We start from the raw sequence: 21,008 nt of genomic DNA, 5'->3' as shown, positions 1-21,008 counted from the left end.
TGTTTTACAACTTTGGATGCTTGGTATTTCCATGAACCATCAAAATACTGTTTCGCATAGTCATAATTCAAAATGGAATAAGGTTTTCTTCCGTTAAGAGTGGTTATTTTGATCGCATCTTCATCAATAACAAAATCCCTTTTGTAAGAAAAAGTCATTGATGACGGCGAAAACTCTACCTTTTGCCATTTTGCCCTTTTCTGTTTATGTAATGTTTTGTAACATCCTGCAACCTGTCTTGGGATATTACAACTCATCTGGGATTTTAATTTTAATGTTTCACGAAGATAGGAGTAAACTTCCTGCTGTAATTTCATTGCTGGAATCGGTTTACCTTTGTCAAAAAGAACTTCAGAAGCATAATTCATTCCATCTGAATATTTCTGCATAGTTTCCACCAAATCGTTATCAGGATTTGCTATTTTCAAGATAACTGTTTTAGTGAGAAACATACAATAGTATGTTCACATGCAAAGTATAAGTAGTTTTCTGTGAATTAACATGCACATTCCTCTCCTACCTTACGGAAAGGAACTCCTGCTCGATGAGTTGAATATTGCGCAATTGTTATTAATGAAGCTTGCTCATTGGAAAGCATGACTGAACTGATTTTCGATGATATCGGCAGTTTCCCCCTTCAAGGAGGAATAAGTGCAGAGTGGTTAAGAGAAGCAATACCCGCACATGAACCTGCGGCTTTTGATGTCATCAAATCCACATTCCGGCAAAAACTGGATGCCGGTGTGGACGTTGCAACCTATCCTCAGTTTCAGGATATGAATAAGCAATTCCTTTCAATCCTCAATGATCCTGAATGTATAGAGGGTCCCTTTGACGTAAAGGCAAGTTGCGCGAAGATTATTGAACTTGAAGCGATTGAAAAAGCTGCAGAAGAGTATCAAGCGGAAACCGGTACAAAACCCGATGTCCGTGTGTGTGTGACCGGGCCACTGGAATTATATTTGCAGGAATTCGGTGGAACTTCTTATGATGATATACTGGAACTCTTTGGACAAAGCATTGACAAATTTGTAACCAATGCCATTGATGAGGCATCCAATTTCAATGTACATACCGTATCCATTGATGAACCCAGTATTGGTATCAACCCGCAGGTCATGTTTGATGATGATGAGATTATAAATGCACTGGAAAAAGCCTCTGCAACCGCTTCCCACAAGGGAGTGGACGTAGAGATCCACCTGCATTCCCCGCTGTACTACGAGCTTGCCTGTCGTACATCAGGTATCAATGTAATTGGTGTGGAATCAGCAGCCAATCCCACCTATCTGGAACTTATTGATAAAAAAGTCCTTGAGGAAACAGATTCTTTCCTCAGGGCCGGTGTGGCACGAACTGATGTTTTCAATCTTGTAGCCACTCTCAATGAAAAATATTCAACCAATGCCTGGCAGAAGCCTGCAATGCTCCAGGAACTGGTAACTAACATGGAAACTCCCTCTATCATCCTCAAGCGTCTGGAACATGCTTATGGAATATTTGGGGATCGGGTCAAATATGTCGGGCCGGATTGTGGCCTGGGTTCCTGGCCGACTCCGGAAATAGCTTCCACCCTGCTTGGTAATGTAGCAGAGGCTCTTGATACTTTCAGGAATTGAGCAATGAGGATACAAAGGGCTCCACGAATGAAAGGGCCCGGGTAATTATGTGGGGTGTAACCTGCGTCTCTATGAAAGCGGTTATCAGAAGCAACAGTACAAATAATAAGTAAATTTTCCAGAATAAGGCAGAAAACAGGATTGTTCCTGTATTCCTCTCTTCTGTTGCTATATCGGCCTGCAGGTTCGCTATATTATCGGAGACGAAAAGATTTTTGTCCCTTACAAGTCGGCAATTGGAATCTGCAATTACATACCCGATAGAAGTACTGGCAAGAATGACTGGAATTTCGATTATCCCGTGGGGCAGGATTGCGGATATGAAAAAAGTAATATTATAGACAGCTCCACCCACAATTCCATTGATTCCGGCCAGCTGGTAGCCCGAAAAAGCTCCGTTGAATAGGTGGAAAGCAAAAAGCATTCCCAGAATGGCCCCGTTGGCGGCTGCTACGAGGAGGGGAACTGAAAATGGGACTATTGCTGCAAGTAGCTGGAAATGATACCTGCTGTAGCCTGTATAATTCCATACTGAATTTTCTGCTGTTTGGGTACTGATGGGCCGGAATCCAAAAAAGCGCTCAGCAGGCCACTCCAGCAACCTGTAGATCGGATAGAGTCCTTTTTCCATTGCAATGGAGATTTTTGCATAATTGTGATGCTGCCTGCGGGATGTGATATCTTTCAACAGGAAGCGGTTGAAATAGACAAAAAGTGCAGTACCTGCCGAAGCGGTAAGGACAGCGAGGCTGTTGAACAGGAAGATTGACCAGGTAATTCCCACGTATCCTGCGCCCCGATGGACTTTTGAGGTTGCTGCGGATGTGGCTCTCTCAATAGTCTCATTTATAGTTACAGGTTCTGCCAGGGTCGTCATAATTGCATAAGTTGCCAGTGCCAGTAGAGCTGTCATTGTGGCTGAATAGATAAATACTTTCAGACACCACAGAAAAGCAGGCCATTTTATCAGGGAATTTGGTTTGGATGACATGTTGCGACCATCTTTGGTAATGTTAACTATAACTTTCATGTACCCTTGAAGTATAATATTAATTTAGTTCAATATAACCTGATGTATGCATTGGATACCTGGAAGTTTTTTGCATATATTATTTGAGGGTAGTGATGAAGGTAGAGACTGGAATTGAAGGGCTTGACGAACTGATAGGAGGAGGCTTGCCAGAGGGGAGGGTCTATCTATTGAATGGCTCCCCGGGAAGTGGTAAAAGTACCTTTGGTATGCAGTACCTGACACATGGGGCGTCTTTCGGAGCTGCAGGTCTCTATGTCACCTTGATGCAGAATTCCGAAAATATTATAGCTGATATTTCTACTTACTCCCTCAATCTGCCGGCCTTGCTGAAAATGAAAAAATATTCTTTACAGATCTGGACCCGGAGATGGAATATGGGTACATGGATGAATTAAAGGAAGTCATAAACCCAAAATCCGACATGAATCCCTATCCTGTGGAAGGGGACCTCCCTCTGCCTCAATTGTTTTCAGGGAAATATCTGCACATGTTGCGGCCAATGATATCAAAAGGGTTGTAGTGGATCCTCTCTCATCCATACGTTTTTCCAATAAGGACGAATGCCTGGAAAAGATGGAAATGGCACGATTTGTGCGCAATCTACAGGCGCTGGGTTGCACAACTCTTCTTATAGACGATCATCCCACTCCTCTAAGTGTATCTTCAGAGCATTTCGCTGCCGATGGTGTAATATTATTCCATAATCCGGCTTCAGATAATGAGGATCGTTCTCTTCAGATTATAAAAATGAGAGGGGTGCCTCATCCCATATCCAGACAGGCTTTCCGGTTCGGGGAAAAAGGCATTGAGGTACTCGGCAGAAGATAATTATTACTTAACGAAGCCGTAACCTGTAAACCGCTGTTTTGCATCCAGGTTCGTGATTATGAATCTGTCCTGCTGTCTGTAGGCTATTTCATGGGAGCCGCTTAAATGAAGTGTGCATTGCTGACTGGCATTTACCTGCTCGGCTTCCTTTCCATCAATCTCGATCTTCTCAATACGCATGGGTGATGACTGCAGACCTGTGAAAATATGTGGTACATCGGATATCTTGAGAGGAGAAGCAAAGGAGGAAAGGGTACATTCAAGCACAAGAGATTCAGCAACCTCTTCTTTTTCAGAAATAATGAAACCCCTCTCAATATCCTTTGACTGGACACCCTTAAGGGCAAGGCCGACTCTGGCACCTGCAGGAGCGTTTTTTACATCTTCATCATGCATCTGGATAGACCTGACTTCCAGGGGTTTGTCTGCAGGATAGGCTGTCAGTTTTTCTTTTGCATTCACCGTACCCTGTTCCACAATTCCCAGTACCACACAGCCAATTCCCGTGACATTGAATGACTGGTCAACAGTTATACGGACCGGTTTATCGTTGAGCTTTTCATATTCGGAATTGACCTGCTCGTCAAGTTCAAAGATCTTTTCCTTGATCTCATCCAGACCTTCGAAGGACTCGGTGGACAGGTTTACAAATTCCCAGTTTGCCAGGGTGGTTGGGGACAGGATTTTCTGCAAGTTTTTCTGCAGCTCTTCCTGGGCGTAAGGGTATGAGGTATCCGCTTTGGTGAGTACGACAATCCCGTGCTTGTACTGCATGAGGTCCAGGGCCATGATACATTCCCCTGCAAAGGCATCAGGGCCTTGCGGTGGAATACAGAGCAGGGCTATGTCGGAAAGTTGCAGGGCAGTGACAAGAGGTTTGACGGATTTGGGGTAACCATTGGCATCGATGGTTGTCATCACCACATCGTTCCTGGCATAATCATACATGGTGATATCTGCAGCTGTGCTCTTTTTACCCAGTTTTGCCGCCAGGGAAGTCCTGCCGCTTCCCTCACTTCCGATAATTGCGATTTTAGTCATTGGTACACCTGTGCACTAACAGGGGCTTGGTGCATAAATGTGTTACTTCACCAGAGGTTGCCTTCCCACATTGATTCGGTTTTGTCGGTGGTACTCTGGTTGAGTTTTTGCAGTTTAACCATAAGTTCCCCTCCTGAATACCCCACCTGGTCAAAAATAGCATCTATACCAAGCCGGCGGAAATATTCCTCAAATTCCTGCAGGGTTTGTGGATTCTGGAAACGCAGGGTAACCTCATCATAGAGTTTTTCACCCTTGCCAACCCTTCGGACAGAATCGGCCATAGGAGAGATGATGCTTCTGCCAAGCCTTAAAGCTCGTTTATCCATTGTCTCTTCGTCCTCATCCCATTCCACGGTCTGGAAACCTTCCCTGACTACCCTGGAATACAGGTAATCCCGTCCCACCTCGTTGTAGAACTTGAAAGCATGTTCAAGATCGGCGCAATTACTCTGAGAGCATGTATATTTGATAGGTGCCAGGTCCATGTCCAAATCCTTGATGACCACCCCTTCATGTCCCATCTCACCCAGTTTTTTTATAATTTGCATAATCTTTTCAGCAGCCTCTTTCCTTGCAAACTCTCCCAGGAAAGGAACCTGCTTGAAACCAAAGGATGAAGCCAGTTTTCTTCTTTGTTTGACTGGAAGAGGTTGTCCAGTCTTTTTATGGCGTATATCGAAGACGAAAAAATCCAGTGTCTGTGTATCGTAGACCTTTTTGGAGACATAAGGATTTTCGGGTCCTGCCATCTCTCCGTGCACTACCAGGTCTTGATATTGCCTGAAAAAGGAAAGGTCTAAAAGATAATTGACTTTTTCTGTGGAATAGGGACAGACATGCCCGCTGCGGGTGAAAGCGATAAGTTTCCCTGCGTCTTCAATCACACGGACATTATAGCCGTTCATCTTTTCTTCGACTATGAGTTTATCAATTTCTGAAAAATGGTTATTTATGGAAGGCTCAAGCAGCATCGCACGTTGTATTTTTGGGAAACCCAGGATTAAATCCAGTTTCCCATCGCGCTTTTGCAGGAGTACACTTCCTCTTTCTATACCTGAGACTGAAGTTTCAAACCTGAAAAAATTTGTGTACTTTCCCCAGTTTCTTGACAGGAGTCTTTTTTCAAGCAACCTTTCCAGCCTGGAGACTGACAGCCCTAAAAAGCGGGCTGTCTTTTCCATATCAAGTTCTGGTTTCTGAGAACCTTTCATTCTTTGCCTTCACTTTGCCAGGGTATCAACAAGGGTGCGCCGGGTGATAAAGCCCGCGAAATCCTCCTCCAGGTTGAGTACCGGTACCCCGCCTATATTGTTCTTGAGCATCATATCAACCACCTCGGCAACAGGTGTGTTGGTGTAGGCGGTCTTGGTACCCATTTTCATTATATCCTCTACAATCAGGTTCTTGATCCTGGCATCCTGCTGGTTTCCGGATACAAGTTCACGGAAAGCTTTCATCGCTTTGGCAATATCCTGTTCGGTAATTATGCCCAGCAGTTCACCGTTATCCATTACAGGGAACCTGCCCATATTGTTCTCGAGTATTATGTGCCTTACATGACTTACCCTGTCGGCTGGATTGACTACTACCGGGTCCTTTATCATAATTTCACCGGCAAAACCATCGAAATAGAGGTTTTGAAGGATTTCCTGGGGAGTAACCCAGCCCATTATATCCTCGTTATCGGTGACTATCAGAACCCCGCCTTTCTTTTTCATCAAAGTAATGGCATCATCAAGGTCGGTATCTGGCAGAACTTTAACGAAATTATCCGATACAGCAGTGGCCACATGAAGGGAAGAGGCAGGTTTGGCCCCCTTCTTGCGGGTTCCCAGTTCCTTGGTAAGATTTCTCATGGTCAGGACACCTACAAGCTGACCGTTGTGAGTAACCAGCAGTCTTCTTGTATCGTTCTTTTCCATTATGTCCAGTGCATGAGAAATAGTGTCTGCTTTATCTACGCTTATTGGTTGTACCATTATGTCCTTTACCTGCATAATAAACATCTCCTGGGAATTTACCTGCTTAAGCAGCCCTTATTATATCGATTCTGCTCAAGATTCCTACTATCTTTCCTTCCTTTTCGACAGGAAGGCCTGTACGATTGTTTTCTACCATTACTTTGGCCGCATCTGAGAGGTTATCTTCGATATTTACAACCCCGTCAAGTTCGACCATTATATCCTCTGCTACCAGAGGTACATCTTTTACATACCTGTATGTTTTTTCACCCCCCTGCGTGGGTTTACGTGCCATTTTGATATTCTTTGACTGCATTTTACCTTCATTATCCTCCATGGCACTAAGAGCAATATCCCTGGTGGAGATCATACCGACGGAGTCTCCAACATCGTTTATCACTATTACTTTACTGACTCTGTGCTTTTCCATTTCATCTATTACATGGTTGATTGTGTGATGGCGGTGAACCTCCACAGAGTCATCGGTAAGCATTTCGGAAATTTTAGTTGTTATGGCTTTATCTGCTACATAACGGACTACATCCCCGATTGTTACTATTCCCTGAAGCTTGTTCTTGAACACCGGCAGGTTGTTGATCTGATTTTCCAGCATCAGGTTAATGGCCTGGGATACGGATGCATCGGGATAAATAGTGATAATCGGTTCAGCAGTCATCACTATTTTTGCCGGGATCTTGTCAATAGGGCGCCGTCTCCACATTGGTTCTGCCTGTGCAAGGCGGCTGCTAATATCACTTTTTGTGATAATTCCCTTTATTTCCTCCTCTTCAACAACTATCAAAGTACTAATCTTGTGACGAAACATCAGGTTCCTTGCGTGTGATACAGGTTCCTCTGTTCCAATCACATAGACCGGAGTACTCATTATATCCGATACATTCATTTTCCTATCCTCCGTAAGAAATTTTATTGTTTGTCTGCCAGTGCAAGCAGGATATCCCTTTCTGTCAGGATTCCCTCCAGATTACCATCTTTTATTACAGGAAGGCATCCAATTCCTTTTTCAAGCATAATTTCGGCTGCTTCCCCGAGATCAGCATCCGGTATTGTCCAGATAAGATCGTTATGCAAAAGATTGCCAATCGGGCTGTCGAAAGCCTCGTGGATGTTACCTGTGGTGAGTTTTTCAAAAGCTTCCCCGGTTCCCAGATAATTGAGGATGTCGGAAGATGTAACGACTCCGATAAGTATACTGTCTCTGACAATAGGAATCTTTTTGAACTCATTTTCAATCATTGTCCTGGCAACATCCCAGATCGAAATTGCTGCATCCGCAGTTTTGACATTTCGGGTCTGCCACTTTTCGACCTTTTTCCCGGTCAGCACTCCTACTATAAAGGTAAGGAAATCCCTTTCGGTGCAGATTGCTTCCAGATGACCATCATTGTCCACTAAGGGCACGCATCCAATATGTTTGTCTATCATCAACTCAAAGGCCTTTTCAATATGGGCATCATTCCTCAAACTGTGGACATTATGCTCCATTACGTAGCGTACCTGTGCATTTATAGCTGAAAGCAGGTTCCCCTTGAATTTTTTCTCCACGAAAAGGCTTCTTTCTCCTCCACCCAATAGGTCCATTATATCCACTGAAGTGATTATACCTTCAAGTTTTGATGTTCCTGCATTGACAATAGGCATATGCTTGAAATGCATCTTGCTCATTTTTTTAATGATATCTATTATGGGAGTAGTGGGATTTGAGGAAGTTACATCTTTTGTTGCAACGGCCAGTATACTTCCCTCATGTTGGGCTATATGAGCCTTGAAGTTGACATTTCCCCTGTCCATTGTACTCTCCATACTGTAGGCCTTTGGATCCTTGCTGATATCCGTCCCTCCTGGATTACCGGCATTTTTTTGTCTGGAACTCATTTTATCCTCTTTTTGAATACGTGTTTTATCCTTTGAATTTACCTATACCACCCGTATAATGTGTTATATCATCTCTACAAAGCCTACTTATTCGGTATAGGCCCTGAGCAGGTCGCTTCTGTCTACAATGCCTACGGGTTTATCTTCAACAGCCACTGTTAATCTGCCGACATCATAATGCAGGATTTTTTCTGTGCATTCTTTCACGGATGTATCCTGTTTGATGCTGTAGGCAGGTGTTGACATTACTTTCTCAACTGGCTGATTGTGTATGCGGCCGTCATTTTCCCTGACTCCTATACGTGCAAACCCCGATTTTATCAGGTCTCTCCTGGTAACCATGCCCATCAGTTTATTTTTCTTTGAGACCACCGGAAGGCCTGTATAATCATTTTCAAGCATAGCAGACCAGATTTCCCCGATGTTATCTGTCGGTGTGCATGTGGTGACAGGAGAGGTCATGATCTCCCTGACTGATTTTGATAAATCCCGACTCACCATTTTGCCAAGAAGATCGGTATTGCTTACAATTCCTACCAGGTTTTGCTCAATGGTACTTTTAACCACGGGACATCTTTCAAGTTTTGCTTCCAGTAGCAAGGAAGCGGCCCTGTAAATATCAGTCTCAGGTGTTATCTGTGGGACCGGTTTCACAAAACCGGCAACAGTGACATTTGATTTTGTGGATCCCACTTTCAAAATATCCTGATCAGTGATCATTCCCGAAACCTTCCTATTGTCATTCACAACAGGAACTCCCCTTAGAAAATGATCTCTCATCAACTGGCGAGCATGGGTCACAGTGTCACTTTCGTGCAGATACACTGCGTCCCCTGACATAGTTTCATTTATCTGCGTACAAAAATCCCCCTTATTTGCGGCGTTGGTTTGATGGTTTTTTAGTCGTAGTATCCTTCTTCTTCCTTGCAGTCTTCACAGAGAGCCAGTCCGTTTACGCTTGTGAGTTCATCCACATACGAACCGCAACGCTGGCAGATTCCTCTTTCCAGATAGCTCTCTTCAGGAATCCCTGTTTCCCGGTTCATTTCAATGAGGTTCTCTAAAATAGTGTTGAGGCCCGGAGAAATTGTAAGGATATCTCTATCTGTAATAATACCAACAATATCTTCCCCCTTATTGACTGCAAGTCTACGTATATTCGACTTTACCATCAGCCTGGATGCTTCTATAACGGTAGTAGAAGCTTCTACCATTATAATCGGAGATGACATGACCTCTGTTGCCGGGACAGAGCTGGGTGTTAGGTCCTGTTTTACCACCTTGCCAACAATATCACGCTCTGTGATTATGCCAATAGGTTTACTTCCCCTGCTTATTATGACGCTGCCGGTACCTTTAGCCATCATTTCCCTGGCAACCTCAAAAACGTTGCAGGTAGCATCTATGCTTACAACATTGTGGGACATAAGATCCCCCACAGGTATTTGACTCTCGATTCCCCCATAAGACGAGTCCTCGCTGTTATGCTCCTGCACGACCATTGGCATCACACTCCTACATAGAATATTTCTGTTTATGCCTTATATAGATGTCCATTTTGCATTCAAAAGAAATTTTCTGGGAAAATGGTAGAGTATTGATTATGAAAATAAGCATACCTGAAGGCTAATATTACCAAATATTATTTAAGTAAGCATTAAAACCTGTCCTAGAACATGTGCAGAAGTAAAAGAAGTACACGACCTTAAGCCGTGGAAAAATTGGAAGACAAAACTCACTCTTTCAGGAAACAATCACTTTACTTCGTCCTCCGGCGTTGAGCTCTACTTCTTCATTGAAACCGGATTTAGCAAAAGCGTCGATGATCTTGATCGGGGTATCGATATCGACTTTGTCCACAATCTCGGCCTTTTCATCCCAGAGTGCAATCCTGATCCTGCCCGTTTCATCGGAGACATATATATTGGAAACCTTGCCTTCACTGCCATTGCTGCGGGTAAATTCCTTGAGGTCTCCCATACCCGATACTGCTCCTTTGATTGAGTAAGGTTGGCCCGGGACGATATCTGCAATCGGGGTATAATCTTCTTCAAACTCCACTTCCCTGTCGGTTTTGCGCAGACTGCTGTGGTTGCCCACCTGTATCTCTACTTCCTGGCTGTAGCTGTTAAGCCGGGCATAACCATTGATTATTTCCACGCTATCCCCCGTTTCAAGTTTATCTGCAAGTTCGGTACGCCCGTCCCACAGGGTAATCCTGATCTTGCCGGTCTCATCTCCTATTGTAATGTTGCGTACCCGTCCTTGAGAACCATCACGTTTCTGGAAAGTGCGAACATCCGATACATCCAGGACCATTCCAACGACATTAACATCAGAATCTCCGTCCTTTATCTCCGAGATACCGGAGAGGTTAATATTTGCCTTGACATTTTCCTCACTTTCAGAAATGCCTCCACCTCTGCCGATATTGACTTCAATTCCTGAATAACCTTCTTTGGCGTAGCCACTAATATTGTAACTCTTACCAGTACTGATATCACCGGTTTTTAAAAGGTCTGCAAGATCGTCCCAGAGAGTTACCCTGATCGAACCGGTTTCATCCGCCACTATAATATTTCCAACCCTGCCTGTGGTGCCATCGTCACGGCTGAATTCCTTTGGTTCAAAAACAGAAATTGCCTTTCCTGTGAAATTCACGTTGGATGATGCCTCATTTATGTCTGCAATCTTAATCGTTTCAACGCCCGCATCCGTAGCACCGAGGTTATGTGCTACCAGCAGGGCGGCTGTCTGGACATCACAGAGGTTATGCATCTCCTCTATTTTTTCCTCTACCTTTGCTTCAAATTCTTCCCTGGAAATTATGCCTTCCAGTTTTTCATATACTGTATCGATATCGTCCATCAGCACACCTGCATTCTTTAATAAACAATGATTGGTTTAGTCTTCATTGCAGGGCGAATGTGATAAACCTAACGAAACAGGTCATTCCGATAATATAATTAACCATAAGTTCCATCCCCCTTCTGGTATCATGATCCGAAAATGTGGAGAACACGGCTATTTCCGTGGTGAGGAATGCCCCCGATGCGGGGAAAGAGGTAAATTTATGCTCGATGATGAGCATGAGATGAGACTGGGACGTTTCGTTTCCGGTGTCCTCAGGCATTTTCCGGATGATGTAGGGCTGGATATGGACGCTCAGGGATGGATCGAGCTTGATGCTTTTTGTGAGGCAATGAAAAAACGGTATAAGTGGGCAGGCAAGATGCGTCTGGTGTCCCTTGTGGAATCTGATCCCAAACAGAGATATGAAATTGATGACTCTTTTATACGTGCCCGCTATGGTCATTCTATAGATGTGAATCTTGATTATCCCCTGTATGATTCTGATGTACTCTATTATGGGGTCAGTCAGGAAGAGGTTGATATGCTTCTGGAAAATGGTATCAAACCTTACAGGCAGACCTATATTCATCTGAGTACTACCAGCCAGCAAGCAAGACAGGCGGCGGCGGTGCATACCGATAATCCGGTTATACTTGAGATAGATGCTGCCAGTGCTGCAAAAGATGGATATGAGTTCCTCTGTGCTAACGATGAGATAGTACTCAGCAAGGAAGTTTTGCCAGAATATATAGAAGTTGCAGATGAGTAAATGATCCTCCGTTAAATGGGAAAAGACCAACAGCAGACCCCCATATTTCCACTGGAGACACATCTACATTTTTCTTTTAGTCTGATCTTTTTGTTCTTTGGTAAGTACCATAAAGTTCTTAAAGGACAAAATCCAACTAGAATTGGTCATTAAAAATATATGATCATTATTAAGATAATCAAATTTCATTAGGTGTTATGATCTAATGAATAATCAGCCAATGCAGATAAATTTGGATCATTACGATTGGCTGCCAACATGGGTGGCCAATGATCAATAAAACGGAAGCATTATCAGATTTCATCACTCATAGAAGCATATATTTCCGATAGGGTCGGTTATATAACATTGGATAATTTAGATAAGATCCAATCACACAAGCAAAATTGAACTTAAACAAGTTAGTTCACAGTCTTATGTGTTCATTCGGACTGTTGGTACAACATTTGTCCGTGGGGGACAAAAGCATAGAGCCGGCATTATCCGGGCTTGATGTGGTGACTTCTGGAAATATTGATTCTGTTTTACTTTGTTCTGATCGCGATTTTAATGCATTCTCTAAGAATAAGGAGTGAATCAACAATGCAAAGTACTGATACAACAAAGTATATCATTCATTCAAAAATCAATGCTGACGGGGTGATAGAACGCCCTGATATTGTAGGAGCTATCTTCGGACAGACCGAAGGTTTGCTGGGGTCTGATCTTGATCTGCGTGATCTCCAGAAGACCGGCAGGATTGGCAGGATCGAGGTCGTTGTAAGCACCAAAGGCGGAAAGACCAAGGGCAACATACACATTCCTTCCAGTCTGGACAGGATCGAGACATCAATCCTTGCAGCATCCCTGGAAACCATTGACAGGGTAGGTCCCTGTTCTGCGAATATCGAGGTTAGCAATATAGAGGATGTTCGCGCGACCAAACGCAAACATATAGTTGAAAGGGCCAAGTTCATTCTCACAGGTATGTTCGATGCCAACCTGCCTGAATCCCAGGAAATCGCTGACGAAGTACGTCAATCCGTGCGCATTGAAGAGATGCAGTTCTTTGGTAAGAATAAGAACATCCCCTGCGGTCCCAATGTTGTTGATTCTGATGCCATTGTAGTGGTAGAAGGACGTGCCGATGTCCTGAACCTGCTGCGTTATGGTATTAAGAATGCTATCTGTGTGGGTGGTACCAATGTGCCTCCAGAGGTTGCAGAACTTACCAGGAAAAAGACCGTAACAGCATTTACCGACGGTGACAGGGGAGGCAAACTCATTATCAAGGAACTGCTGCAGGTAGCAGATATAGATTATGTGGCACGTGCCCCTGATGGTAAAACTGTTGAAGATCTTGTACAGCGGGAAATCATACGTGCCCTGCGCCAGAAAGTACCGGTAGAACAGGCCATGGAAGCCTATTCTATCGATAAACCTGCTGAAAAAGCCAAAACATCCAGCTCTTCAGGTCCGAAAAAGGGTGGCCGTATCTCCAGGGTTCCAAAACGTGAGAAAAGGGTCAAACCTGATCGTGCCAGGAATCCCGCTGCCAAAATGAAAAAGATTGCCGAACCACCTATCAAAAAAGAAAAGCCAAAACCTTCCACAACAAAACCTGCAACATCGCAACACCCGGTTCTGAAACGTTTGAGTTCTCATTCGGAATCTCTTGCAGGTACCCTTGGAGCACGCTTACTTGATCAGGATGATAAGGTCGTCAATGAAACACCTGTACGTGATCTTGTGAATACATTGAAGAATTCAGAAGATAATGTGAAAAGTGTAGTATTTGACGGTGTTGTTACCCAGCGTATACTGGACATAGCATCCAATAAAGGGATTGATACCCTGATCGGCGTGAAAAAGGGCAATATCACCAAAAGTCCTGCAAACGTTAAGGTTTACACGTCTGCCTGATTTATAATACGTAAAGTATATTAGTATGTTCACTCCTCTCCTTTGCAGGAGGAAAGTTCTTGCAAAGAAGGGGAGTACTTTTTTCGTTTCTAGTATTGTTCTTGGTATTGTTTATCTCGGGATGTTCTGATCTACAGGATACAATAAATGATGTCGAAGGTACTGTATCTCAGAGCAAAGAGGATGTTGAGTTTCTGGCATGGATGAAAGGTTCGGTTGATACCATCAATTCAGATTACAGGGATATCAAACAGGCCTTTGAAACACAGGATTCAAAAGCTCTGGAACAAGCAGCAGCAAATCTGACTGCTCATTCTATCGAATCCAAAAAAAATCTGGCGTCCTTCAATCCTTCTCCTAAGGTGCAACCTGCAGCGCAAAGATATGGGCAATTGTTGAACCAATCTTATACTCTGGGAATAATTCTGGAGGAAAATGCCCAAACCCTTGACATCACCAAGGAAACCACCCTGCAGGAAGTTGAGGAAAATATGGCACGGGTAAACTATGCTTATATTTTCAATATGATGAACAGTTCAAGCTTTGAAGGTTTGGACAACATGAAAGAGGGGTATACGGTTATGCAAAATGCTGATACTGCCAATTATACCAATGGATCGATGCCTGCAAGTCTGGATGATGTAATAGATATGGCAGAAAACCCTGATTCATTGGGAATGGATAATTAACATCTGGATGCCTTAAACATTCAAAACCGTAACGAAAAATAAGAAACTATATATATTATAGATTATTTGAGGGGAATAGTTGAGGAATACTGCGAAAATACCCCAAACTCCCCCCAATTGAGTATTGCAGTACTGATCCTCCAAAACTCATCCCCCATAATCGAGTATTCCTCAACAACCCCTCTTTTTGGTCTACTTTTTTCAAACCATAGCCGGCTATTGAGACATAATTATTTCAAAAAAGATTTAATGAAAAAAGAGAGACTGGACTATTGTCTTCCTGATTTTTCAGGAAAGGATTACTTCCAGTTTTTCCTGCTCTGCTGCACGCTTGACTTCCTGGGAAATACGTTTGCCTGTGGATAGTCCTTCCTCTATGAAATCGGAGTATGGGGAACCATTGGTGTATATATTGGTCCCTGCTACTATCCTGGCTGAAATCTCGAAGACCTTGATCTCAAGCTGGTCTGTAAAAACCGTTTCCAGACAGAAGGACCCGATCATGCCACCAAACAGTTTGAGGGATTCTTCCACAACCTGTTCTCCGAGGGAAAAAATCTTGGGCATCAGGGATTCCCTGGCTACCAGGGGGATATTGCCGGTAACAACATAGGTAGGCTGCACGTTTGATTCTTCGAGTTCTTTAGGAGAACCCAGACGGAAGATCTCATCGGCATTGGATTCGACACGCCTGTCCATACTCAGCATTTCAAGAGTTCCGTTACTGAGCCTGTATCCTTCTTGCTTGAGAGGAGAATAGAAGAAGTGCAGGTAATAACGCGTCCCTACAATGAATTCCTGGACGGTGTACTTCTCACTTTCATCGATATTTTTCAGAAATTCCTCATAGTTCTTGGCAATGAAGAAACCACGTCCTCCTTTGGCACCGTGATATTTGACCATTACAGGACCGTGGATATCCTCTGGTTCTACAAGCCGGGGCATGTGGATTCCTGCTCCCTCCAGCCATTCCCGCTCTTTTGTGCGGTCTGATTCCCAATTGAGTACAGCACGGTTACCAAAGGTGGGTACTTCAAGATCAAGGAATTTCTCGGCACCCATGTATTCCACAAAGGAGCCATGTGGTATTATTATGGCATTTTTCTGTCTTAAAAGGGGGGCGATATCGGGAATATTCTTGTAACTGTCAACGGAAATGAACTCATCGGGTTTGGCCAGGGGATAGGCATCATAAAAGCGCGGAGGTTCACCTATGCAAATTCCGATTGTTTTTAACCCCTCTTTCCTGGCTCCATGAAATATCTGGAGGCTAGTATGAGAACATACCGTTGCAATCGCCAGGTCATCGGTATTGTAATCTTTCAGGATGTCGGAGATTTGCTTTTTCGTAATCATGATATCGCCTTAAAAGTTACATCACATTGTAGGAAGTAGTATTTAAATTTAAGGATATACTACGGAGTGGTCCGCACATTACACTAAATTTATTACTTCATTAATTGATACTCCTTTGTATGGAAAACGATGGCAATACGGAAAAAGTATTGGTCTTACCTTTAAATGAAGATTCACGTAAAATCACCCAGGCCCTTTCCAATGAGAAATCCCTGAAGATCCTGGAATTACTCGCAAGACAGTCCATGTCTGCAACTTCGATAGCCGAAGAGCTTGATATGCCCCTTACCACTATCAAGTACAATCTGGATGGTTTGCTGGAAAGCGAACTCATACAGGTAAAGGAGACCAAATGGAGTCGCAAGGGCAGGGAGATCAAGATATATGAACCCGTGCAAAAAATGATCGTGGTAGTTCCGGGCAGCAGCAAAACCGATCGCTCCAGTATCCTCGGTATGTTGCGCAAATATGTGGCAATGGCAGGAGCGGCTCTTTTTGCAGCATTGGGTATTGAATATTTCAGGGATTTTGAACCTCTGGGCCAGACCATGCCACCGGTCGCCCCTGCGGTGATGTCTGAGATGCCGGCTGGCAATGCCAGCAATGACACGGCTCTTTTTGCTGGCGAAGCTCCCACAAACGCAACCACAGAAGCTGCCAGGGCAGCCGGTGAATCAGCAGGTACAGCAGATGCCAGCAGTCTGATATCTGTGGATTTCCTCTCCCATATAGGCGTATGGTTCTTCTTTGGATGCCTGTTTATAATAGCAGTACTTGCGTTGTGGGAAATTTATAATAGGAAAAAGGTGTAATTGGACACAAGTGATCCTGTATGAGAGTTGCTCTCAAAATCGCTTATATAGGCTCTTCATATCGTGGTTCTCAGGTGCAGCCTGGAGTATCCACTGTGGAAGGGAAACTTTTTGAAGCCCTGCAGTCCCTTGAGATTATCGAGGATCCTTCCTCTGCCAGATTTGTAAGTGCCGGGCGTACGGATACCGGAGTGCATGCCATGGGACAGGTGGTGGCTTTTGATACCGATAAACCCAAGCTGGCTATTCCCAGGGTGATCAATTCCAAATTACCCGGGGATATATGGGCGTGGTCCCGTGCTGAAGTCGACAGTGATTTTCATCCCAGAAGGTATGCCAGAAATCGTACCTATCGCTATATAACACCTTCAATGGATGCCGATATTTCAAAAATAAGAGCCGCTTGCAGTATCCTTGAAGGCAGTCATGATTTTGCTAATTTTTGTTTCAGGGATAACGGACGCAGTACCATTCGCAGAATCGAGAAGATCGATGTGAGACTTGCAGGCAACCTGCTCAGGATCGATATCACGGCCAACAGTTTCCTGTGGAAAATGATTCGCAAGATTGTAACTGTCCTGTTGCTTGTGGGCAATGGTGCCAGGGATCTGGAATGGCTGGAAAACATGCTGGATCCTGCTTCCTACGAAGAGGGTATTAAACCTGCAAAACCCTATGGGCTTATTCTGACGGATGTGAATTATGGCGATTCAGTCCAGTGGTTTGATGACGGTTACTCCATGCGTCGCTCCCGTGAAAGAATAGAGGAATATCTTGTTTATCATCAGGTGTTAGCCGAGGTAATGGACCAGTTTTTGCCAAAAGAATAAAAGGCTGAATGATGCAGTTACATATTCGAGATGCTGTAATAGATTATGATATAGTTCACCGTCCCGTCAAATACGCAAGATTGGAGTTTAAGGACGGAATGTTGCGGGTAATTGTTCCCAAAGGATATGGTAATGCTGCAGCCTTTATCGAGAAAAATACAGACTGGATTTACAACAAACATCTGCATTTGCAGCGGGTTATTGCTCTATCCGGGGAAAAGAGACTGGAGAAAAAGCGCGCAGATCCTCTCTTTTATAGTTTCGTGGAAAGTATTGTACAAAGGCTGCAACGTGAACTGGAAGTGGAGGTCAGGGATTTAACTTTCAGGAAAATGAAGAGGAAATGGGCCAGCTGCAGCAGTGATAAAAAACTTGTTTTCAACCGGCACATGATGTATCTGCCGGATAACCTGATAGAATTTATTGTGTATCACGAGCTTTTGCACCTTATCGAGTTTAAGCACAATAAGAGATTCTGGAACCTGGTAGAAGCCAGATATCCTCTACGACAAAAGTATGAACTGGAACTTGCAGCATACTGGCATCTCATTAAAAAGACATTTTACTGATTATTTTTTTGCAAAATTGTAATATTGCGGGTCAGGCTTCTGTGTATTCTCTGGCTGTACTGTTTCACTATTGTAAATCCCGCATCCAGTGCGAGCCTGTTAATCTCCATCTCCGAGACGATTACTGCTTTACTGCTGGGTTTGAGAACCCTGTACATTTCTGCGAAGGATTCTTCGTATAAATGCCGGATGGATTCTGCCTTTATCATGGCGGACCTGCCATAAGGAGGATCGGTGATCACTGAATCAATGCAGCTGTTTTTGAGGGGTAATTTACAGGCATCCCCCTGCAGCAGGTTATAATCCCCGCCGAAATATTCCAGATTCATTTTTGCTCCCTGTATGATCTCATTCCGCGCTTCCAGGCCGATTACTCTTGAACCCAGCATGGCCGCTTCCACAAGTATGCCGGCAGTACCGCAGAACGGATCCAGCAGTCTGGTATCCTTGTTTACCCCTGCAAGATTCACCAGCGCCCGGGCTGTAATGGGCATGAGTACCCCTGGATAGAAAAAGGGTTTCTTGTGGGGTGCACGTGCATGGAATGCCTTGCGGTCTATGGATGCAATGACACAACCACATACGCATTTTTCGGTCAGTATGAGCCGCAGGGTAACATCGGGTTGGTTGAGATTGGCCCTGTAACCCTTCCTGAAAACAGCTCCGCCTACCCTCTGTTCCAGGTAGGAGCCTTCCACGGTGGTATGGTGATTGACCTTCCGGGCACGTACTACAAAGGTCTGGCCTGCAGAAAGATGGGGTTTGATGTCGCAGTTTTCTGCACTGGAAATAATGGTTTCGGGTTCATTATTGCAGATGAAAGTAACGCGCAGGATATGATGGCACATGGCCAGTTTTCCGGCAAATTTTTCCAACCTAATTTCGGCATCCGGCTCTTCAAGTTCCACCACAAGGCAGTGATCATAATGCTGCGTGTATACCGGTTTGAGACCTTCGGTAGCCAGACAGGCCAGAGCCTCGTCTGCAGCGATTTCTTCATGGTCTCCGGAAAGCTCAAAAGCGTAGCGCATATCAGAACATCTTTTCAAGAGCCTGTCTGCCGGTCATCCCTTCCTCAATTCCGATACCAAGGGCTTTTTTGCTTACCGATTTCAGAGATGCCTGCAGTACATCTTCAAAACTGTCCACACCACTTACCACAGCAGCCACATCCCCCAGTTTGTCTGCGGTTTCCATATTGAGATAGCCACACATCACATAACCCATGTCGGCTTTGATCAGGAGCAGGGAAGCGTTTTCAAATTCCCATTTGAGACCCTGTGCTGTACCGTTTTCCAGTTTGATCTGTTCTATTCTCATTTTGCTCACCTGATTATTCAGTGTAAAGGGAAAAATACGATGTATTCCCTATATTGCCCCTCACAAAAGTAGTATTTTCTCCTTCTGAAACAATAACATTCTCCATTCCTGCTGTAGAATTTATCTCCACTGTATCAGCAAGTTCGATAACAACTTCAGACTGATTCTGCCCCCTGAAGGTAAAGTTTGTGTCGGAATTGAGAACTGGAGTATCAAAAATATAGTCGACACTGTAACGGTTGTCTATCCTGTCTGTTTTGTTGATGTTGCCCAGTGTTTCAAATCCCATTTGTGCTGCGATATCGGTTACCTGGATATTCTCGGAGGAACCATTGATCTGTACATCCATCTCCTCTTCCAGTTCTCCTTTGAGATAATTGCGCACTTTGACATCCATTTTCAATACTTCCCAGGCGTTTACAAGCCCGCTGTCGTCTCCCAATTGTGAGTCGATGTAGTCTCTGTAAAGAATGGCGGATGAATTTGTGTAACTTTCGTTGTAATTCCATTTCATGATGTTGTTTTTAAGTATTATGTGATTGCTCCAGGTCATCTGGGCAGATGCAGGCATAATCAGAATAAATAGTACAAGCAGGATAGGTATTGCAACCACAAGTTTACGCAAAACGGACACCTCAACGAGTAGTGATCTCACACCCATCTTCAGTGACAATCAGCGTGTGCTCGGCCTGGGATACCATTCCTCCGCCCACCTCTTTCAGTACAGGGAAGGAAGTGATGATTTCAGCCTTTTCAAGTTGCATCAGGGCAAGATCGATTTTGGAAGAGGTCAGCCATCTTTTGGCAAAGGGAAGGGTGCTGTATTCTTTCAGTTCCTTGAGAAGTTTGCGGGCTGCAGGCATACGTATGGGCTTTTTCTGTATGAACTGGTAGATTTCCGTGAAACTACCATCTGAGATCTTGCCCGCACCATCTGTCGCAAAGGGCTCGATGGCTATGATATCGCCTGCCTGAAGTTCCATCCCCTGTCCGATATGGCGGTTGGGTATGCTTGGCGGGGTATGTGCCTGATAACGTGCAAGGCCGTGGCCCGTGAGATTTGCAACCGGTTTGAATCCCTTGTCACGGATTGTATCCTCGATAACCGCTCCGATCTCTGCAGTATTCACACCGCTTTTGACAGTATCTATGGCTGCATCCAGTGCCTCTCTGGAAGCATCTGCCAGATCCTTATTTCCTGAAAGGTCAACGGTCAGGGCGGCATCGGCAATATAGCCATCCACATGTACTCCCATATCCAGCTTGACTATGTCCTTGCCAAAAACTTCCGTATCCCCTGCCATCGGGGTTGCATGGGCGGCTTCGTCATTACGTGAAAGATTGCAGGGGAAAGCGGGTTTGCCTCCAAGTTCCATTGTACGTTGTTCCACAAACTCGGCTACATCCAGCAGCTTTGCCCCTACCTTGATTTTATCCGCGGCTTCTCCCCGTACCTGTGACAGAATCTTACCGGCGGTTAGATACTTATCGAGAATCTCCTCGACTTCCTGAACTTTATCCTGCATG

At 44.3% G+C, this 21,008-nt stretch carries 24 protein-coding genes and 1 pseudogene; 10 read left to right on the top strand and 15 right to left on the bottom strand.

The annotated features are described in order from the left end of the window. Positions 1-428: pseudogene (locus CP947_RS07850) on the bottom strand (RNA-guided endonuclease TnpB family protein); the annotation flags it as partial. A 168-nt stretch (positions 429-596) separates the two neighbouring features. On the opposite strand from CP947_RS07850, the gene CP947_RS07845 reads away from it, so the two are divergent. Then, entirely contained in the window at positions 597-1,619 is a 1,023-nt protein-coding gene (locus CP947_RS07845) for a methionine synthase (protein ID WP_096712666.1), read from the top strand. On the opposite strand, the gene CP947_RS07840 is transcribed toward CP947_RS07845, so the two are convergent. Beyond that, positions 1,609-2,649, bottom strand: coding sequence for a stage II sporulation protein M (locus CP947_RS07840; RefSeq protein ID WP_096712665.1), 1,041 nt, complete (start codon positions 2,647-2,649; stop codon positions 1,609-1,611). The genes CP947_RS07845 and CP947_RS07840 overlap by 11 nt on opposite strands. Positions 2,650-2,744: 95 nt before the next feature. On the opposite strand from CP947_RS07840, the gene CP947_RS07835 reads away from it, so the two are divergent. Genes CP947_RS07835 through CP947_RS07830 form a run of 3 tightly spaced genes read left to right on the top strand, consistent with a single transcriptional unit; the run spans position 2,745 to position 3,480 of the window. Then, positions 2,745-3,047 carry an RAD55 family ATPase gene (locus CP947_RS07835; protein WP_096712664.1) on the top strand — a complete coding sequence of 101 codons (303 nt, stop codon included), beginning with the start codon at positions 2,745-2,747 and terminating at the stop codon, positions 3,045-3,047. Beyond that, the gene (locus CP947_RS10795; RefSeq protein WP_253247333.1) at positions 3,035-3,172 is read left to right on the top strand and encodes a hypothetical protein; all 138 of its coding nucleotides are present in this window, start codon (positions 3,035-3,037) and stop codon (positions 3,170-3,172) included. Before CP947_RS07835 ends, CP947_RS10795 begins: the two co-directional genes overlap by 13 nt. Continuing rightward, the gene (locus tag CP947_RS07830; RefSeq protein ID WP_253247332.1) at positions 3,172-3,480 is read left to right on the top strand and encodes an RAD55 family ATPase; all 309 of its coding nucleotides are present in this window, start codon (positions 3,172-3,174) and stop codon (positions 3,478-3,480) included. The genes CP947_RS10795 and CP947_RS07830 overlap by 1 nt, the downstream gene beginning before the upstream one ends. Positions 3,481-3,483: 3 nt before the next feature. Here the strand turns inward: CP947_RS07830 and CP947_RS07825 are convergent, their stop codons facing one another. The 8 genes from CP947_RS07825 to CP947_RS07790 all read right to left on the bottom strand — a co-directional run bounded on the left by CP947_RS07825 (position 3,484) and on the right by CP947_RS07790 (position 11,249). Continuing rightward, positions 3,484-4,521, bottom strand: a complete 1,038-nt coding sequence (locus CP947_RS07825) for an EF-Tu/IF-2/RF-3 family GTPase (protein WP_096712662.1) — start codon at positions 4,519-4,521, stop codon at positions 3,484-3,486. A 47-nt stretch (positions 4,522-4,568) separates the two neighbouring features. Beyond that, a complete protein-coding gene (locus CP947_RS07820) occupies positions 4,569-5,735 on the bottom strand; it encodes an RNA ligase (RefSeq protein WP_096712661.1) in 1,167 nt (388 codons plus the stop codon). A 9-nt stretch (positions 5,736-5,744) separates the two neighbouring features. Beyond that, positions 5,745-6,521: a CBS domain-containing protein gene (locus CP947_RS07815; protein ID WP_172425463.1), complete on the bottom strand. Its 777-nt coding sequence runs from the start codon at positions 6,519-6,521 to the stop codon at positions 5,745-5,747. A gap of 28 nt (positions 6,522-6,549) precedes the next feature. Next, positions 6,550-7,389 (bottom strand): CBS domain-containing protein, encoded by an 840-nt coding sequence (locus CP947_RS07810; protein WP_096712659.1) that lies wholly within the window; start codon positions 7,387-7,389, stop codon positions 6,550-6,552. A gap of 23 nt (positions 7,390-7,412) precedes the next feature. Continuing rightward, positions 7,413-8,381, bottom strand: coding sequence for a CBS domain-containing protein (locus tag CP947_RS07805; protein ID WP_096712658.1), 969 nt, complete (start codon positions 8,379-8,381; stop codon positions 7,413-7,415). An 87-nt stretch (positions 8,382-8,468) separates the two neighbouring features. Continuing rightward, positions 8,469-9,221: a CBS domain-containing protein gene (locus tag CP947_RS07800; protein WP_096712657.1), complete on the bottom strand. Its 753-nt coding sequence runs from the start codon at positions 9,219-9,221 to the stop codon at positions 8,469-8,471. A gap of 59 nt (positions 9,222-9,280) precedes the next feature. Continuing rightward, a complete protein-coding gene (locus CP947_RS07795; RefSeq protein ID WP_341539144.1) occupies positions 9,281-9,889 on the bottom strand; it encodes a CBS domain-containing protein in 609 nt (202 codons plus the stop codon). 235 nt (positions 9,890-10,124) lie between these two features. After that, entirely contained in the window at positions 10,125-11,249 is a 1,125-nt protein-coding gene (locus CP947_RS07790) for an OB-fold nucleic acid binding domain-containing protein (protein WP_096712656.1), read from the bottom strand. A 130-nt stretch (positions 11,250-11,379) separates the two neighbouring features. On the opposite strand from CP947_RS07790, the gene CP947_RS07785 reads away from it, so the two are divergent. The 3 genes from CP947_RS07785 to CP947_RS07775 all read left to right on the top strand — a co-directional run bounded on the left by CP947_RS07785 (position 11,380) and on the right by CP947_RS07775 (position 14,594). Further along, entirely contained in the window at positions 11,380-12,003 is a 624-nt protein-coding gene (locus CP947_RS07785; protein WP_096712668.1) for an RNA 2'-phosphotransferase, read from the top strand. Positions 12,004-12,585: 582 nt separating this feature from the next. Continuing rightward, entirely contained in the window at positions 12,586-13,905 is a 1,320-nt protein-coding gene (gene dnaG, locus CP947_RS07780; protein WP_096712655.1) for a DNA primase DnaG, read from the top strand. Between the two features lie 59 nt (positions 13,906-13,964). Next, the gene (locus tag CP947_RS07775) at positions 13,965-14,594 is read left to right on the top strand and encodes a hypothetical protein (RefSeq protein ID WP_132130919.1); all 630 of its coding nucleotides are present in this window, start codon (positions 13,965-13,967) and stop codon (positions 14,592-14,594) included. Positions 14,595-14,882: 288 nt separating this feature from the next. Here CP947_RS07775 and CP947_RS07770 read toward each other — a convergent pair whose 3' ends face one another. Continuing rightward, positions 14,883-15,950 (bottom strand): formate--phosphoribosylaminoimidazolecarboxamide ligase, encoded by a 1,068-nt coding sequence (locus tag CP947_RS07770; protein WP_096712653.1) that lies wholly within the window; start codon positions 15,948-15,950, stop codon positions 14,883-14,885. Between the two features lie 119 nt (positions 15,951-16,069). On the opposite strand from CP947_RS07770, the gene CP947_RS07765 reads away from it, so the two are divergent. From CP947_RS07765 to CP947_RS07755, 3 genes are read left to right on the top strand one after another with little or no spacing between them, the layout of a single operon-like run. Then, positions 16,070-16,762, top strand: a complete 693-nt coding sequence (locus tag CP947_RS07765) for an ArsR/SmtB family transcription factor (protein WP_096712652.1) — start codon at positions 16,070-16,072, stop codon at positions 16,760-16,762. 20 nt (positions 16,763-16,782) lie between these two features. Then, a complete protein-coding gene (gene truA / locus CP947_RS07760; protein WP_096712651.1) occupies positions 16,783-17,592 on the top strand; it encodes a tRNA pseudouridine(38-40) synthase TruA in 810 nt (269 codons plus the stop codon). 8 nt (positions 17,593-17,600) lie between these two features. Beyond that, on the top strand, positions 17,601-18,161 hold the full coding sequence (locus CP947_RS07755) for a M48 metallopeptidase family protein (RefSeq protein ID WP_096712650.1): 561 nt from the start codon (positions 17,601-17,603) through the stop codon (positions 18,159-18,161). Here the strand turns inward: CP947_RS07755 and CP947_RS07750 are convergent. From CP947_RS07750 to map, 4 genes are read right to left on the bottom strand one after another with little or no spacing between them, the layout of a single operon-like run. Beyond that, positions 18,155-19,210 carry a TRM11 family methyltransferase gene (locus CP947_RS07750; protein WP_308736819.1) on the bottom strand — a complete coding sequence of 352 codons (1,056 nt, stop codon included), beginning with the start codon at positions 19,208-19,210 and terminating at the stop codon, positions 18,155-18,157. The two genes, CP947_RS07755 and CP947_RS07750, sit on opposite strands and share 7 nt — an antisense overlap. After that, entirely contained in the window at positions 19,194-19,481 is a 288-nt protein-coding gene (locus CP947_RS07745; RefSeq protein ID WP_096712648.1) for a YunC family protein, read from the bottom strand. Before CP947_RS07745 ends, CP947_RS07750 begins: the two co-directional genes overlap by 17 nt. A 13-nt stretch (positions 19,482-19,494) precedes the next feature. Then, the gene (locus CP947_RS07740) at positions 19,495-20,136 is read right to left on the bottom strand and encodes a hypothetical protein (RefSeq protein ID WP_128754340.1); all 642 of its coding nucleotides are present in this window, start codon (positions 20,134-20,136) and stop codon (positions 19,495-19,497) included. Next, positions 20,117-21,007, bottom strand: a complete 891-nt coding sequence (gene map, locus CP947_RS07735; RefSeq protein WP_096712646.1) for a type II methionyl aminopeptidase — start codon at positions 21,005-21,007, stop codon at positions 20,117-20,119. Before map ends, CP947_RS07740 begins: the two co-directional genes overlap by 20 nt. Position 21,008: the final 1 nt, after the last annotated feature.

Origin of the sequence: Methanohalophilus euhalobius, from assembly GCF_900215215.1 — an archaeon.
Taxonomy (GTDB): domain Archaea; phylum Halobacteriota; class Methanosarcinia; order Methanosarcinales; family Methanosarcinaceae; genus Methanohalophilus; species Methanohalophilus euhalobius.
This window is presented reverse-complemented; position numbering and strand designations above follow the sequence as displayed.

What these genes read in the sequence shown, in the direction of transcription:
- CP947_RS07845 (WP_096712666.1), top strand. Translation starts at nt 597, where the DNA reads ATGACTGAACTGATTTTCGATGATATCGGCAGTTTCCCCCTTCAAGGA.
- CP947_RS07840 (WP_096712665.1), bottom strand. Translation starts at nt 2,649, where the DNA reads ATGAAAGTTATAGTTAACATTACCAAAGATGGTCGCAACATGTCATCC.
- CP947_RS07835 (WP_096712664.1), top strand. Translation starts at nt 2,745, where the DNA reads ATGAAGGTAGAGACTGGAATTGAAGGGCTTGACGAACTGATAGGAGGA.
- CP947_RS10795 (WP_253247333.1), top strand. Translation starts at nt 3,035, where the DNA reads ATGGATGAATTAAAGGAAGTCATAAACCCAAAATCCGACATGAATCCC.
- CP947_RS07825 (WP_096712662.1), bottom strand. Translation starts at nt 4,521, where the DNA reads ATGACTAAAATCGCAATTATCGGAAGTGAGGGAAGCGGCAGGACTTCC.
- CP947_RS07820 (WP_096712661.1), bottom strand. Translation starts at nt 5,735, where the DNA reads ATGAAAGGTTCTCAGAAACCAGAACTTGATATGGAAAAGACAGCCCGC.
- CP947_RS07815 (WP_172425463.1), bottom strand. Translation starts at nt 6,521, where the DNA reads ATGCAGGTAAAGGACATAATGGTACAACCAATAAGCGTAGATAAAGCA.
- CP947_RS07810 (WP_096712659.1), bottom strand. Translation starts at nt 7,389, where the DNA reads ATGAATGTATCGGATATAATGAGTACTCCGGTCTATGTGATTGGAACA.
- CP947_RS07805 (WP_096712658.1), bottom strand. Translation starts at nt 8,381, where the DNA reads ATGAGTTCCAGACAAAAAAATGCCGGTAATCCAGGAGGGACGGATATC.
- CP947_RS07800 (WP_096712657.1), bottom strand. Translation starts at nt 9,221, where the DNA reads ATGTCAGGGGACGCAGTGTATCTGCACGAAAGTGACACTGTGACCCAT.
- CP947_RS07795 (WP_341539144.1), bottom strand. Translation starts at nt 9,889, where the DNA reads ATGCCAATGGTCGTGCAGGAGCATAACAGCGAGGACTCGTCTTATGGG.
- CP947_RS07790 (WP_096712656.1), bottom strand. Translation starts at nt 11,249, where the DNA reads ATGGACGATATCGATACAGTATATGAAAAACTGGAAGGCATAATTTCC.
- CP947_RS07785 (WP_096712668.1), top strand. Translation starts at nt 11,380, where the DNA reads ATGATCCGAAAATGTGGAGAACACGGCTATTTCCGTGGTGAGGAATGC.
- dnaG (WP_096712655.1), top strand. Translation starts at nt 12,586, where the DNA reads ATGCAAAGTACTGATACAACAAAGTATATCATTCATTCAAAAATCAAT.
- CP947_RS07770 (WP_096712653.1), bottom strand. Translation starts at nt 15,950, where the DNA reads ATGATTACGAAAAAGCAAATCTCCGACATCCTGAAAGATTACAATACC.
- CP947_RS07765 (WP_096712652.1), top strand. Translation starts at nt 16,070, where the DNA reads ATGGAAAACGATGGCAATACGGAAAAAGTATTGGTCTTACCTTTAAAT.
- truA (WP_096712651.1), top strand. Translation starts at nt 16,783, where the DNA reads ATGAGAGTTGCTCTCAAAATCGCTTATATAGGCTCTTCATATCGTGGT.
- CP947_RS07755 (WP_096712650.1), top strand. Translation starts at nt 17,601, where the DNA reads ATGATGCAGTTACATATTCGAGATGCTGTAATAGATTATGATATAGTT.
- CP947_RS07745 (WP_096712648.1), bottom strand. Translation starts at nt 19,481, where the DNA reads ATGAGAATAGAACAGATCAAACTGGAAAACGGTACAGCACAGGGTCTC.
- map (WP_096712646.1), bottom strand. Translation starts at nt 21,007, where the DNA reads ATGCAGGATAAAGTTCAGGAAGTCGAGGAGATTCTCGATAAGTATCTA.